This window comes from Exilispira thermophila (assembly GCF_055389015.1).
The window spans coordinates 1,133,723-1,149,479 of sequence record NZ_AP042476.1 but is presented as its reverse complement, the minus strand read 5'-3'; the positions used below and the strand labels follow the sequence as shown (position 1 = coordinate 1,149,479).

Below are 15,757 nucleotides of genomic sequence, written 5' to 3'. Positions count from 1 at the left end.
AAAAAAACTATATATTTTTTCGATACAATAAGAAAAGGGTTTTGTAATGAAGGATTTAAATCTTAAAAATTTAATATACATATTTGCTGGTATTCTAGTAATAGATGCCCTTTTCATTGTATTTAGTAAGTTTTTTTTAAAACTTCAATTTAATGTATTATATTTCAGTATAACAATTTTATTTTTTTCTTTAGGTCTAGGGTTATTTATCTTTTTAATAATATACAATAATTTTAAAGAAATAATCTTAAATGTTAAAAATGATTTAAAGTTAATTTCTGAGGGAAAGTTAAAAAAAGAAGAATTAAATTACGAAGGTGCTGATATAATTAAATTAACCAAATCATTAACCATTTTAAAAGAAAATCTAGCAACTATGATTAATCAGATTGAATTATCAGCAATGGATATTAGTGGTAATGCAGGTACATTATCGATGTTTTCTGACCATATGTCAAATAGATTAAAACAGGAAAAAGAAAATATTGGTAATATTACAGAAAATATGAAAAAATTAAAAGAAAATGCAATTTATATAAAAAACTTTTCAGAAGAAGCTTTAAATCTTTCTAAAAAAAATAGAGATGAAATTGATATTTCTATGTCAATTATTAAAAAATTGATTGATTCTATGGATGATATAGCGAGAAGTTCCGAGTCAATTGTCCAGATAGCAGAATTTATTTCAGATGTTGCTGATGAAACAAATTTGCTTGCATTAAATGCTACAATTGAAGCATCAAGAGCTGGAGCTGAAGGAGCGGGATTTTCAATTGTTGCATCAGAGATACGAGATTTATCTGAAAAATCAGCTGCAGCAATTAAAAATATTTCAGCTACTGTTGAGAACATTGTGAAGTCAGTAAAAAAAGGTAGCGAATTTTCACAAAAAGCAAGTGAAGCTATGGGTAAAATGATTAATAGCATTAGTGAAATATCTTTAAAAATAGAAGAAATAAGTAATAACATTTCTAACCAATCTAATATTACAGATTCAATTCATGAGGAGATAGAAGGAATTAATGGTTTTATAAATGAGAATAATGCATTAATTATGGACATGATAAAAGCAATTCATGGCCTTTCAGAACAATCGAATGTTTTAAAAACACTATTAACAAAATTTGATTATGAAACAAATGCTGGTGAACTAACAAACAATATTTTTGGTGTTCAGGTAAAAGACGATAATACAAATGGATAAAAGATATTATACTTTATCAGATTATTTTAAGAAAAAATATAATAAAAAAATTTATAAAGTTTCTATAGATGCTGGGTTTAGTTGCCCTGGTCGATGTACTTATTGTTCTTCATGGGGTTCATTGGCTCCTTATCAAAGGAACTTAAGAGTACTATTTTTTAATGACATATCTAAAAGAAAAGAATATCTAAAAAAACAAATACAAAAGGGTGTTGATTACTATTCCCAAAAGGGTATTGACACCCTTTTTTTATATTTCCAGGCTTTTTCTAATACTTTTGATAAACCTGAAATTTTATATGAAATTTATTCTTATTCACTATCTTTGTTTGATTTTAAAGGGTTTATAGTTGGAACAAGACCAGATTTAATAAATAATGATGTTATACAGGTTCTAAATAAATTTAAAAATAAATATGAAATTTGGGTTGAGTTGGGATTGCAATCAACATTTAATAAAACATTAAAAATAATTAAAAGAGGGCATACATATGAAAAATTTGTAGAATCTGTGTATTTTTTAAAAGACAATGGATTTTATGTTGGTACACATTTAATTGAAGGGTTACCTTTTGAAACTAAAAAACAAATGATTGAAAGTGTTATTAAAATTTCAAAATTACCTATTGATGGAATAAAATTTCATTATCTCTATATAATGAAAAATACAGAAATTTTAAAACTTTATGAAAAAGGTGGTGTAAAGCTGTTTAATGAATATGAATATGTTAGTCATCTATGCGATTTAATTTCTTATTTAAGAGATGATATTGTTATTTTTAGATTGTTTTCAGATCCAGAGCCTGATACAATAGCACCAATATTTAAAAACAAAAAGTCAACTCTTTTAAATTTATTAAATAAACAATTAATGCAGAATGATTTATATCAAGGTAAATATTGTAAAAAAATTTAACTGGTTGAAAAATAAAAACCGATTACCATATTAGAAAATATAAATTTAATAATGATTTATTTATAATAATGATAATAATTGTTAAAAGAAATGATTTAAAAACTTATTACAGGAAAATTAATGAATATAAAAAAAATTAAATCTTTAAACCTTTTGTTTTTTTTTAAGTTTACAATTCTTTTTGTAATTTTTGTATTTTTATCAATTTCATATTCATGCAATAAACATGATAATGTGATTTTACAAAGTCCTGATGTCAAAATTGGAAAATATGCAGGTAATTTGACTCTTCCATATTATGAGGAGATAAACTCTTTTAATCCATACAATTGTTTTAATCCAACAGAAAAATATATCTCTTCATTGCTTTATGATTCATTGATATATTTTAATTCTGATAAATCTAAATTTTATTATTGGATTGCTGAAGATATTGATAAAATAGATGATAATAGTTTAATAATTAAAATAAAAAAAGGGATGAAAAGTTCAACTGGCAATATTATTGATGCTGATTATATATTATCAACTTTTTTATTGTTAAAAAATATTTCAGGAGAACTTCAAGATGTTAAATTAGAATATTTAAAAAATTATAAATTTGAAAAAATTGATGAGTATAGTTTTAAAATTACAAAAATAGCTAATGATAATTTAGAAAAAAGTGATAAGAAAGATATTACATATTTTTTTGATATTCTTCAATTACCGATTTTACCAATTAGTATAGTTAAGAAAATTAAAAAAAATGCTGATTATTTTTATAAATTTGGCACAATTCAGAATAAAAGCGAAGAAACTTTTTTTCCTGAAGAATTTACAGGGCCCTGGGTATTGCAATCAGTAAAAGATAACAAACTTATTTTAATAAAAAATATCTATTATAATTTCTTTGATAAGAAAGGTAATAGACTCCCATATTTTGAAAAAATTATTTTTATAAAATCTGATGATTTGAATATTGAATTTCAATCATTTTTAAAAGATAACATAGGTGCTATTTTATTAACTGAAAAAGATTATAAAAATTTGAAAAAGTATATTATAAATTACAATGTAAAAAAAATATATAATAAATTTAGATATAGTATTCTTTTATTAAATTTAAATTCATCTAATAATAAATTAAGTTCCTTATTTAGGCAAAAAAGCTTTAGATTTGCTTTTTATAAGTTATTACATGTTGAAAATATTTATAAAAATAATTCTAATTACATTCTTCCCTTTGACTTGAATATAAGCAAAATAGGATATAACAAAAACCTTATCAATAAAAGGCTTAAGGAAATAAATAAACAGAAAATTGATGAGATAAAATCAAAACTAAAAGATATTTATACTTTATATGTTTACAACAAAGATAAATATATGATTGATGTTTCAAAAAAGCTCATAAATAAACTTAAAAAGGAAGGAATACAATTTAATTATGTTCCAATTGATTTAACAACTATGGTAGCAAAAATTTATGCTGATAACAGCTGGAATTTTTTATTATTAAATTTTCAGGGAAATTTAAAAAATAACAAACTTTTAAATTTTTTGGATCCTTTTTCTAAAAATCATATTTTTAATTTAGGTAAAGATAAAATTCCAGAAGAATTAGAAATATATAATAATGCAAAAAATATATATAAAATTGATTTTTTATATAACCCGAATATATATTTAAAAAATTTATCTGATAGTATATTTAAAAATATGGTATTTATTCCTGTTGGAACTGAACTTTATTATATTGTTTATAATAAAGCATTGCAAAATTTTTCCCCATATTTTGGTGATGAGTACTTAGATTATTCCAGTTATAAATTAATTTATTCTTTCAAGGATAAATAATTATTCCTACTTGCTACATTTGTTTTTCTATAGTTAAAGAATAAAGAAAAAAATCTTGTGGTAGTTATCGTTACTAATAAGTTATTTGTTAAATTTTTATTTATTATATTTTTAAATTTTGGTTCAATTTCAAAATGTATGGATAAAAAAAAATTTAAGTTTTTTTTAACAAAATATATACATTAAAAAAAAATTAAAAATACTATTAAACCGATTGAATATGTTTTTATTAAATGTTTATAAAAATTTAAAAATATTTGTAAAAAAGATATACCCAATATCTAATAATAAAGTAACAAGGTTTAAATAATATAATAAAAAAAGGTTCAATTTCAAAATGAGTGGATAAAAGGCAAAAAGTTATCAAACAAAGAAACTTTAAAGATAATATTAAAATGGTGGAGTATAGTATTATTAAGTGTATATAAATATTTAAAAGTTTTGCAAAGAAGATAAAAAGAGAGGATATGGTTAAAAAGATAATGATTATCTTAAATTAAAAATATTACAAATTTTATTAGATTTAGAATAAATATCCATACATTTTGAAAGAGAACCTAAAAAAATTAATGAAAACAATAATAAAAGCATAATTAAAAAAAGATAAAGTTTTAAAGATAATGATTAGGTTATGTTAAAAATATAACAAATTACAAGTGGCTTAGAATAATTACCCATACATTATGAAAGAGAACCTTAATTTTTTAATTGTATCTGTTTTTGTATTTACTTTTTTTATTAATTAGAAATTAAAATTTTTATTATAAAATTTCAAGAATAGTAGTTTTATTTTATATTATTTTTTAATTTTGAAACTTATCTATCATATTTTTTATGAAAATTTTTTAAGATTTTTGAAAAATAATATTTATAAAAATAATTTAAAACCAAAAAATTACATATAATTTAAAAAAATATTAAAAAATATTTCAAATTTTTCTTGACAAAAATTAAAAAATAATATTTTAATGATAATATGAATATTCATTTAAAAAATACATTAGTATTTAATCATATATACATCTATTCTCATGTATATATATATATATATTAATCCCTTTATTTATCTTTCTATTTTTCCCTTTTTATTTTTGTACATATTTACTTATTCTTTTTTGTATCTTCAATTTTTCTATAATTTTTTTATTTCATATAAAAGTTTTAAATCTAAAAATTATAAAAAATTTATCAATAACTTAATCAGGGGGTTTACATGAAATTAAAAGTATTTTTTGTTTTAATTTTAATTTTTTCTTTTTTAACTTTTTCCTGTTCTGTCATGGATAAAATAGAAAGTAACAAGGAATTAAAAATAGTTTCATTTGGTGTTGAAACTAAAAATAAGTCAAAAATTATGCCAGGACAGGAGGTAACTTTATTTGCAAAAGCAAACAGAGTAAATGATGTTTTATACACTTTCAATTGTGCAGGTGAAGTTATTGAAAGCACAAAGCCACAAATTAAATGGAAAATACCAGAAATTGCAGGTAAATACACAATAATTGTAACAGCTCAAAATTTGAAAGACGGAAAAAAAGCAGAATATAGTGAAGATTTAATAGTTAATAAAGATGGTGCAGAGCTTTCTTTTAAAGATTTTAAAGTTAAAGTAAAAACACATACAAATATTGTTTCAAAAGGATTAAATGAAGAAAAAGATTCAGAAATGGAAATAGAGGCAAATAATAATGTTTTGTATACAACAATTACAAATGATGAAGGAACCTTCAAATATATGATAAAAGATGGAAATTTATATGAAGTAATGGATGAAAAAGCGATTAACAATACAAAATTAATAGTGGAAAATTGTTTTCCTTCTTTAGATAATATGGAAGATATAGTGAATCCATCTTCTATATCTATTATGGATATTTTAAAAAATAATTTTGATAATAATTATACAGAAACAGATAAAGAGATTACATTCTATAAAAAAGATTATAATTCAGAAATTAGTATTGTTTTTAATAAAGAATTAAACCGCATAGTTATGATGAAAACAATTGATGGAAAAATGGGGATAGTAAGTGCAACAAAATATAGTTATATCAATTCTAATGGTCATATATTACTATCAAAGATAGAAAATGGTGAAAGCAGTCTTGAAAGTAATTGTATGGATGGAAGTTTAACTGCAATGGAGTTTGAATGGTCATCTTTTTAATTTTATTTATGATTAGTAAAAAAGATAAAATATTAAGTTTGAAAAAATAAAAAATATAAAAATTGAAAAAATATAAAATTGAAATAAAAATAATAGGAGAAGGGTATGCTAAAAAATATATTTAAAAATATATTTATATTTATAATAATTTTAGTTTTACTTACATCAACAGTTATTGCTGATAATAATAATGTTATAGTTGTAAATGGAAAAAATACTATTAAAAACTTTTTTAAAGAATGTGGTATAGATTCAAAAAATATTACTTCCTATCATGTAGATGAAAATTATTTTATTTCTGATAATGATATTCCTGTAAATTCATATATGATAAGGGAAAAGTCAAAAAAAATGGCAAAACAATTAGCTAATAATTATAATACAAATAATCCTTTTATTCTTTTTGGATTTTCTCAGGGTGGATTAAGAGTTAGAAGTATGTCACAATATATTGCAAAAAATAAAAATAATTTAAAACCACTATTAAAAGGAGTTGTTACTCTTGATGCTCCAAATTATGGAAGCAATCTTGCTAAAAGAGGTAATGTTATAGGTTTTACAAATAAAGCTTATAGAAATGTAAGTTATTCAATATTTGCACTTGGTGGAGCAAATAAATTGGGTTTAATTTTAGGATTATCTACCAATATTTTGTCTTATGAAGATGAAAATGAATGGTTGAAATATAATGATAATTTGAAAGAATTTGGAGAAAATAAATTATCATCATTTTTAGATAAAGATATTGTTAAACAGGCAAAAGAATTAATTGAAAATAAGAATATAATGGATAATGATAAGCTTATAGGAGTAACAACACAAACAGGATTAAAGGTTATAGGTAAATTGTTAAATTTAAATAATAACTGGTTTTATCAGATATTAAATGGTGCACTTGAATATAGTTCAAATGCTGGAGCAAATGTTGTAGAAGTAACAAAAGAATTTCGTCCAGGTTCAGCATTTTTAAATGACCTTAATAGTTATAGTAATGTAAAAAATTATGAATATAATTTTAAAAGGGTTGCAATAATTGGAACAGATGGAAATATAAGAAATGTTAAAACTGCAAATGATATTATTAGATCGATTGCATGGCTTCATACAGGTATGGCTGCTTTATATACTGGTATTGGTGTTTTCTTTTTACATTTCTTCTGGACAAGAGGGAAAGGTTTTTACTATTTATATAAAGCAACAACAAATTTAGTTGCACTCTATAACTGGTTAGTTTTTAATAAAGTATGTAATTATTATGTAACAGGAAATTCAAATAATTTTAACCATGACCTTTTAATGACAGGGGATGCACAGGGGTTACCTTATAAAAGGCCAAAATATAAAAATATGGATTTGCACATTGAAGTGTCTGAACTTAACCATATAGTTCCAGATAGTGGTGTAGATATATTAATTAAAAGATTAAGACATAAAGCTAAAACTAATATTGAAAATGCATTTTTTAACGCAAAAACTTTTTGTTTTGGTCAATAATTTTAATAAAATTAATAAAGGATTAAAAATCTATGAAAAAGATTAATTTATTTTTAATAATTTTACTATTTTTTCTTTTAACTTCCTGTGAATTTTTAAATAATATATTTAATAATAATACAGGGAAATTTAAAGAGAAAGTTGATCATAAAATATTATGGCAAAAAGTTTATTCATATACACATACTGCACAAGGGCCTCATGAATTTGATGGTAAATATTTTTATATTTCAATGATAGATGATACATGTCAGATTAAAAAATATGATTTAAATGGAAATGATGTATGGGGAAAACCTGTTGATTTAACAGAAGAATCAGGGGATTCATATGTTCGATGTGTCCGTTCAATAAAAAAAATTGATAATAAGTTATATATTGTTACTGGAGATGACACCCTGGATAGAGTTCATCAAAAACTATTAATAATTGATGCTGATACAGGATCTTATTATGGCTCCTATCCCCTTATTCCTGATGAGTATAGAATTGATACTTTAAGTCCCGATTATTATGGAAATTATGTATATATTACATACAGTAGCATAAATTATGATAACAATGGAAATGAGATTGATAATTTTCATATCTATGTTTTTAAAAGGTTTTCAAATTCACCAGAACTTGTATATGAAAGGGTATTTAAAAATACGAAAGTTACGATATCTGGTTCAAAATATATATATGATGGAAAGATGTATTTGAAAGCAAAGATAAATGGGAAAAGAATAGTTTTATGGGTTCTTGATGCAGAAGCTATTGCAAATTCTTCAAAGACAAATAATGAATGTGTAATAAAAGAGATAGAAAAAGGAAATTATGAAACAGACCGTTGTAATATATTAAAAAAAGATAATTTGGTTATAAGTACTTATCATGAAAAATATGAAAATGGGGATGTAAAAGCTCATTTTATCTGTTTTAATGAGTCTGATAATTATTCAACTAAATGGGATGTTGAAAGAAAAATTGATGCATGGTGGACAGATATACCATATTATAATAATAAATTTTTTGATATATCATATATAGATGAAGTTGCATGTTTTTCCATAGATACAGGGAAGATGTTATGGAAAAATAACAATTATATCTGGACAGATCCTAATTATGAGGGTAATAACAATAATGGAGCAGGATGTGTAATTGATGGGAAGTGGTATGCACAAAGTGCAAGTTCAGATATGGTTGTAATAATATATGACATAGAAACAGGGGAAAAGGTTGGAAGGATAGAAAATATGTTAATAAGTAATAATCCAGATTGTTTAAGGTCAATCTGGTCAGCTGGAAATAAGCTATATGTAATAACATGGGGAGGATATTTTAATTGTTTTGAAATAACCTGGAAAAAAAGTGCAAAAATATTTCCAGTAATAAAAATTTTATCAATATTTATTTTTTTGATGGTAATGGTGTTGGTTGTTTATAATAAAGTTAAAAGAATAAAAAAGAGAAAAAGTTCTTTAGAAATAAATGATATAAAAGAAATAGCAGAATATTATTTGATAAATAAGATAATATAAATTATTTAATAAAATAAATTATAAAAATAGTTTATTAAATAAATTTTATTAAAATTAAATTTCATTAATATTATTTTATGTTATGAAAAAGGTTAAAATATTTTTAATAATATCCCTATTTTTTCTTCTAACTTCCTGTGAATTTTTAAATGATATATTTAATAATAATACAGGTAAATTTAAAGAGAAAGTTGATCATAAAATTTTATGGCAAAAAGTTTATTCATATACCCATACTGCACAAGGGCCTCATGAATTTGATGGTAAATATTTTTATATTTCAATGATAGATGATACATGTCAGATAAAAAAATATGATTTAAATGGAAATGATGTATGGGGGAAACCTGTTAATTTAACAGAAGAATCAGGGGATCCTTATGTTAAAACTGTTTATTCAATAAAAAAAATTGATAATAAGTTATATATTGTAACTTCTGATAATACTCTTGATGACTATCATCAAAAGCTAATAATAATTGATGCTGATACGGGGCTGTCTTAGATCTTAAGGCAGTCCTTTTTTTTAAAAAAAATAAAAATATAAAAATTTATAAATTAAAGGAAAAAATAAAAGAATTTTCAAATGAATTATTTAATAAATATAAAAAATAAGGTAAAATTTTTCCTTTATTTAGTTTAAACAACTTTCTAATATTATGTGCTATACTTATTAATCCCCATTCTATTTTTACATTATTTATTCCTCTTAACATAAATCTCCTGAATCCCATATTGTGTTTAATATCTCCAAATACGGTCTCAACTTCTATCTTCCTTCTAAATGATAACTCCTGTCCCATTAATGTTGATAAATTCGATTTAACTTCTGATTTTAATTTTAAAAATACTGGATTTACCCATATATTCTTGTAAGGTTTTCCTTTACTACACCTATCCTGATAAATACAACCTTTACATCCATTTGTTGAATATACTTTGTATAATTCTAATTTCTTCCTTTTTGTAGATCTTGCAGTATAAACATATTTTAATTCTTTCCCATTTGCACATATAAAACAATCTTTTGACTCATCATATTTCCAATTCTGTCTGTTTAATTTATCCTTTTTAAAACTTCTTTTACTTTCTTTAAAATATCCTGAATATTTAACATAATTATTTATTCCTCTCCTTTTTAAATATAAATAATTATAAGTAGAACCATATCCTGCATCAGTTATTAAATTTGTTGGTTTTCTCCCTGTCTTTGATATTAAACTTTCTAAATGAGGGATTAAGGTGTTTGTATCTGATCTATCTTGATGGATACTATACCACAATATAAATTGATTTTGTGTGCCTATCTGTACATTATAGCCTGCTTTTAATTGACCATTTAACATTGCATCTTCTTTCATCCTCATAAATGTAGCTTCTTCATCTGTCTTAGAATAACTATTACGTCCTTTAAATTTCTTTTCCTGCTCTTCATATCTTTCTAATCTTGGTATGTAATCCTGTTTTAACTTCTTAATACTTTTTTTTAATTGTTTGCTCTTTTTATCTTTTTTATCTTCTCCTCCTTCTTTCAATACCTCTTCTAATTCTTTTGCTATCTTTTTTAGTTTCTTTGAATCTAATACTTCCTTTTTACCTTTAGATTCTTCAGACTCTTTTTCTTCATAATATCTATCTTCTTCTTCATTTAAATAATCTATCTCTTTTAATAATTTCTTTACATTCTCTTTAAGCTTCTTTTTGTAATTTTTTATGCTCTTTGACCATACAAAACTATATTTATTCGCATTAGCTTCTATTTTTGTCCCATCTAAAAAATAATTGTTTAAATCTACATAACCTGTTTCATATAAATAGGATAATAATATACTGAATATTTCTTCCAAATGTCTTCCTAACTTCTCTTTCCTGAATTTGTTTATTGTCCTGAAATCTGGATAATTCTTCCCACTTAACCACATGAAATATATATTCTCTCTTAATGCCTTGGCTATCTTCCTTGATGAATATATTTTCTGGGTATAAGCATAAACTATTACCTTTAAAAGCATCTTCGGATGATAACTACTTCTACCACCTCCTTTATAGCTTCTGTAAAGAAAATTTAAATCCATATTTTCTATTAAATCATTTACTATTCTTACTATATCATTTTCTGGTATATATTCTTCTAATCTTTCTGGAAATAATAGTGGTTCATCCTGTATATATCTTTTAAATACTACCTTATTATGTACTTTTGTTCTTCTCTTTTTCATAATTCAATTATAGCAAATAAATTATAAAAAAAAAGAGGTTGTCCCCAAGTTTTGAGACAACCCCATCCTCTTATTTCTGATGAGTATAGAATTGATACTTTAAGTCCAGATTATTATGGAAATTATGTATATATTACATATAGTGCCATAAGCTGGGATAACAATGGAAATGAGATTGATAATTTTCATATATATGTTTTTAAAAGGTATTCAAATTCTCCAGAACTTGTATATGAAAGGGTATTTGAAAATACGAAAGTTACGATATATGGTTCAAAATATATATATGATGGAAAGATGTATTTGAAAGCAAAGATAAATGGGCGAAGGATAGTTTTATGGGTTCTTGATGCAGAAGCAGTTGCAAATCCAGCAAAGACAAATGATGAATGTGTAATAAAAGAGATAGAAAAAGGTGATTTTGAATCAGACCGTAGTACAATATTAAAAAAAGATAATTTAATTATAAGTGATTATACTTATAATTATAATAATGTGTATGATAAAGAATACTTTATCTGTTTTGATGAGAATGATAACTATTCAATTAAATGGGAAGTAGAAAAAGATGTTGTTGCAATATGGACAGATTTACCATATTATAATGATAAATTTTTTGTAGCAAGTGATAATAATTTTGTAGCTTGTTTTTCAATAGATACAGGGCAGATGTTATGGAAAAATAACAATTATATTTACACAGATCCGAATTATGAAGGTAATAACAATGATGGGGCAGGATGTGTAATTGATGGGAAGTGGTATGCACAAAGTGCAAGTTCTGATATGGTTGTAATAATATATGACATAGAAACAGGGGAAAAAGTTGGAAGGATAGAAAATATGTTAATAAGTAATAATCCATATTGTTTAAGGTCAATCTGGTCAGCTGGAAATAAGCTATATGTAATAACATGGGGAGGATATTTTAATTGTTTTGAAATAACCTGGAAAAAAAGTGCAAAAATATTTCCAGTAATAAAAATTTTATCAATATTTATTTTTTTGATGGTAATGGTGTTGGTTGTTTATAATAAAGTTAAAAGAATAAAAAAGAGAAAAAGTTCTTTAGAAATAAATGATATAAAAGAAATAGCAGAATATTATTTGATAAATAAGATAATATAAATTATTTAATAAAAAAAATAGTATAAAAATAGTTTATTAAATAAATTTTATTAAAGTTAAATTTCATTAATATTATTTTATGTTATGAAAAAGGTTAAAATATTTTTAATAATATTTTTATTATTAACATTTTATTTACTTTTGAATGGTTGTACAATAATATTTAAAGGCATAAAAGATTATGATAATGTTTTTCTTGTTTATCTTGATGGGGCTAATAATCTTGATGACTTTGCAATTAAAGATTTTGAAGAGATAAAAAATGCTGAAGTTGATGTATCAGGTAAAAATGTTGTTTTAGTGTTAATTGATAGAATGTTCAATGATATACCAACATACGAAGATTTTGATGATACTAGACTTTATGAAATAAGTTATAGTGAAGAAGGTTCAATAATTAAAGAGATTAATTGTAAAGAATTGGGATTAACAACATCGTATATAGATGAAGACCTTGATATGGGAAATCCAGAAACTTTAGCAAAATTTTGCAGATTTGTATATAATAATTATTCTGCAAAACATTATTTTCTTGATATATGGGATCATGGTGGAGGTTGGAGAAATAAAGAGATATGCAGTGATGATGAAAGTGAAACAGTTATCAGGATGGGCGATTTAAGAAAAGCTATGCAAAGATTTTGTCCAATACATTTTGATGCAATAATATTGGATGCATGTGTTATGGCAAATATTGAAGTTGCTTCATCTTTTCTTGATTTTACAGATTATATAATTTTTTCACAATTACCAATACCTGTTGATGGGATGCCTTATGATAAAGTTGTACCTGAAATATTAAAAGATGAAAATATAGGAGATAAAGTAAAAAATATTTGTAAACATTATGTTGATTATTATTTATCATCAGAACAAAATATTTCAATTTCAGCAATTTCAGTTGATAAAAATTATAGTTTTATAGATTTTTGTAAAATATTTGAAAATCGTATTTCAAAAATTCCTGTTGATTCCATCAGACAAAAAAGAAATCAGCTTTCTGAGATAGCTGAAACTTCTGTTGATTTTTCTGTATTTCTTGATAATGATAGCACACTTTCAGAAGAATTTTCAAAAATATTACTTTATAATTATCCTGATAATTTATCAGGATTATCTATTTATTTTCCTGAATATCCAGTTTATGATAAATATTTTGATGATTATAACAAAAATGATGTCTATTTTATTTATCTATTTCCATTTTACTATGATTTTTTAAAAAATTTTTCAATTGATGGTGTTATAAACAAAGATAATTATGAACCCAATGGATCAAAAGAAAAAGCTTACTCTATTTCTTATCCATGTTCAATAAATTCATATATATGGTGTGAATATGACCTTGATTATTATAAAATTGATAATATCCATCAAAAAAAATTAACTATAACTTTAATACCACCTGATTATACTGATTATGATTTAAAAGTGTATTATTATATAGGTGATGATCTATCAGTTATGCAGTCTACTAATTTAGGTGATCAAAAAGAAATAATAGAAATAGATCAAAATATAGTTTCAAAAATAGATGCTTTATATATAGTTGTTATAGGTGCTCAAGCTGCTTTTAATAAAGAAAATCCGTATATATTAAATGTAAAATAATTGATTTTAATAAATAAAGTAAAAATAGCAGAAGAAGTTGTTATTGCAAAAGGTAAAATGAGAAAAATCTATTGTGGCAGGTGCAGTTAATAATAAAATTGAAATTGATTTATTTGATTAAATAAATTAAATTTATATATATCCTAATTAAAATTTCTCGACTGGATTACAGTTGCCAAAGGCAAAAGAGATAAAAATAATATATTTTTCTTTAATATTATAAAAGATTAAATTTAATAATTACATAACTGTACTAAGGAGAGAAATTTTAATTAGTATATAATATTTCTTATTTTTTTAATAATTCAAAATTTCAATTTTATTATTAAAATCTAATTTTCATTGTTTTTTAAAATTTTATTTTTATTGTTTTCAAATATTTTTATTAATAAATTAATTTTCTTTAAAGTTAATGAACAAATAGCGACTCTAATTCCTTCGTTAATTGGAACAAAAAATATACCTAATTTTTCAAGTTTTCTTTCAAAACTTAATAAAAATTTAAAGTAAAGATTCTCAAAATTGTCAATTTCTTTATATTTATTCTGGAAATTATCATAAATTTTTGGTTTAAAAGTAATAAAAAATCCACTATCATATCTATAATAGGGAATTTGAAATTTATTTAAAAAATCAATAAACAATTTTGACCTTTTAGAAATGATATGTTTAATATAATTTTGTTCATTTCTAAGTATTTTAATTAAACTATTATCTGAAAAAGATTCTATTAGTTTATAACCAAATGTATTAATAGAACCAGTTGAAGCTCTTGAAGAATAATTTAACTTTGAAATAACATATTCTTTATCAATTTTATCTTTAGCAAAAAAAATTATAGCACCTGTTCTAAATCCATATAAAGAAAATGATTTAGAAATTGAAAATCCAGCAAATATATTGAAATCATCATAAAAAATATTTAAAATAGATGTAAAATCATAATCTGAGTAATCTATGTATGCAAGATCAAAAAACAGGATAAAAGTTAAATTTTGCTTTTTTTCTAATGTTTTTAGTATTTGTTTTAAAGTTTTCCATTCATTTTCTGAAAAAGAATTGCCTGTAGGATTATTGGAAGGGTTATTTATAATTAATAAGATTTTCGTGTTTTGAAAGTTTGATAGTTTTTTTGAAATATTTTCGAAATCAATAGACTTAAGATCATCTTTAAAAAAATTAATTGAATTTAATTTAACTCCAAGTTCTTCTATTACATTTTTATAAGGCCCCCAATAAGGATTATGAGTCATAATAATACTATCACTAAAATTATGTACAATATGGTGTAAAGCTGTAACTCCGCCTGAAACAGGATGAATGACAATATTTTTTTCATATTTTTGTAAATTTAATAGATTTATTATCCCTTTATAAAACATTTTTGATCCATTCATGGGAGAATATGGAGCTAATTCTTCAATTTTAAATTTTGAAGTTAATGATTTAATTATTTGTGGTACAAAAATATGTTCATTTTCATCTTTAAACATTCCAATAGTTCCATTTATAGTAAATTCTCTCCCTTTATTTTGTTCATATTCTTTTGCCTTTGAAGCAATTTCAGTTATTTTATCAAAAGTTTGTTTACTTTTTGAGATATCTGAAAATAGATTTTTAATCATGTCAATTCCTTTTAAGTATTTAGAATTA

Annotated in this window: 11 protein-coding genes; 9 read left to right on the top strand and 2 right to left on the bottom strand. The window is 23.1% G+C overall.

What is annotated here, in order from left to right:
- Positions 1–46 precede the first annotated feature (46 nt).
- The 7 genes from ACZ5EC_RS04940 (at position 47) to ACZ5EC_RS04910 (ending at position 9,651) form a co-directional block, all read left to right on the top strand.
- Complete coding sequence (locus ACZ5EC_RS04940; RefSeq protein ID WP_464303848.1) at positions 47–1,204, top strand: methyl-accepting chemotaxis protein; 1,158 nt, start codon at positions 47–49, stop codon at positions 1,202–1,204.
- Positions 1,197–2,120, top strand: a complete 924-nt coding sequence (gene mnmL, locus ACZ5EC_RS04935; protein ID WP_464303847.1) for a tRNA modification radical SAM protein MnmL/YtqA — start codon at positions 1,197–1,199, stop codon at positions 2,118–2,120. The genes ACZ5EC_RS04940 and mnmL overlap by 8 nt, the downstream gene beginning before the upstream one ends.
- 120 nt (positions 2,121–2,240) lie before the next feature.
- Positions 2,241–3,959 carry a periplasmic substrate-binding domain-containing protein gene (locus ACZ5EC_RS04930; protein WP_464303846.1) on the top strand — a complete coding sequence of 573 codons (1,719 nt, stop codon included), beginning with the start codon at positions 2,241–2,243 and terminating at the stop codon, positions 3,957–3,959.
- Positions 3,960–5,172: 1,213 nt separating this feature from the next.
- On the top strand, positions 5,173–6,126 hold the full coding sequence (locus ACZ5EC_RS04925; protein ID WP_464303845.1) for a hypothetical protein: 954 nt from the start codon (positions 5,173–5,175) through the stop codon (positions 6,124–6,126).
- A 105-nt stretch (positions 6,127–6,231) separates the two neighbouring features.
- Positions 6,232–7,620 (top strand): hypothetical protein, encoded by a 1,389-nt coding sequence (locus tag ACZ5EC_RS04920; protein ID WP_464303844.1) that lies wholly within the window; start codon positions 6,232–6,234, stop codon positions 7,618–7,620.
- Between the two features lie 32 nt (positions 7,621–7,652).
- A complete protein-coding gene (locus ACZ5EC_RS04915; protein ID WP_464303843.1) occupies positions 7,653–9,146 on the top strand; it encodes a hypothetical protein in 1,494 nt (497 codons plus the stop codon).
- Between the two features lie 82 nt (positions 9,147–9,228).
- Positions 9,229–9,651 (top strand): hypothetical protein, encoded by a 423-nt coding sequence (locus ACZ5EC_RS04910; protein WP_464303842.1) that lies wholly within the window; start codon positions 9,229–9,231, stop codon positions 9,649–9,651.
- A 46-nt stretch (positions 9,652–9,697) separates the two neighbouring features.
- Here the strand turns inward: ACZ5EC_RS04910 and ACZ5EC_RS04905 are convergent, their stop codons facing one another.
- Complete coding sequence (locus ACZ5EC_RS04905) at positions 9,698–11,365, bottom strand: IS1182 family transposase (RefSeq protein ID WP_464303085.1); 1,668 nt, start codon at positions 11,363–11,365, stop codon at positions 9,698–9,700.
- A gap of 51 nt (positions 11,366–11,416) precedes the next feature.
- Between ACZ5EC_RS04905 and ACZ5EC_RS04900 the strand changes: the two genes are divergently transcribed.
- Positions 11,417–12,493, top strand: a complete 1,077-nt coding sequence (locus ACZ5EC_RS04900) for a hypothetical protein (RefSeq protein ID WP_464303841.1) — start codon at positions 11,417–11,419, stop codon at positions 12,491–12,493.
- Between the two features lie 84 nt (positions 12,494–12,577).
- Complete coding sequence (locus ACZ5EC_RS04895) at positions 12,578–14,104, top strand: clostripain-related cysteine peptidase (RefSeq protein ID WP_464303840.1); 1,527 nt, start codon at positions 12,578–12,580, stop codon at positions 14,102–14,104.
- Positions 14,105–14,436: 332 nt separating this feature from the next.
- Here the strand turns inward: ACZ5EC_RS04895 and ACZ5EC_RS04890 are convergent, their stop codons facing one another.
- Entirely contained in the window at positions 14,437–15,729 is a 1,293-nt protein-coding gene (locus tag ACZ5EC_RS04890) for a pyridoxal phosphate-dependent aminotransferase (protein WP_464303839.1), read from the bottom strand.
- Positions 15,730–15,757 lie beyond the last annotated feature (28 nt).

Coding starts and splice junctions, on each gene's coding strand:
- ACZ5EC_RS04940 (WP_464303848.1), top strand. CDS start 47: ATGAAGGATTTAAATCTTAAAAATTTAATATACATATTTGCTGGTATT.
- ACZ5EC_RS04930 (WP_464303846.1), top strand. CDS start 2,241: ATGAATATAAAAAAAATTAAATCTTTAAACCTTTTGTTTTTTTTTAAG.
- ACZ5EC_RS04925 (WP_464303845.1), top strand. CDS start 5,173: ATGAAATTAAAAGTATTTTTTGTTTTAATTTTAATTTTTTCTTTTTTA.
- ACZ5EC_RS04920 (WP_464303844.1), top strand. CDS start 6,232: ATGCTAAAAAATATATTTAAAAATATATTTATATTTATAATAATTTTA.
- ACZ5EC_RS04915 (WP_464303843.1), top strand. CDS start 7,653: ATGAAAAAGATTAATTTATTTTTAATAATTTTACTATTTTTTCTTTTA.
- ACZ5EC_RS04890 (WP_464303839.1), bottom strand. CDS start 15,729: ATGATTAAAAATCTATTTTCAGATATCTCAAAAAGTAAACAAACTTTT.
- ACZ5EC_RS04895 (WP_464303840.1), top strand. CDS start 12,578: ATGAAAAAGGTTAAAATATTTTTAATAATATTTTTATTATTAACATTT.
- mnmL (WP_464303847.1), top strand. CDS start 1,197: ATGGATAAAAGATATTATACTTTATCAGATTATTTTAAGAAAAAATAT.
- ACZ5EC_RS04905 (WP_464303085.1), bottom strand. CDS start 11,365: ATGAAAAAGAGAAGAACAAAAGTACATAATAAGGTAGTATTTAAAAGA.
- ACZ5EC_RS04910 (WP_464303842.1), top strand. CDS start 9,229: ATGAAAAAGGTTAAAATATTTTTAATAATATCCCTATTTTTTCTTCTA.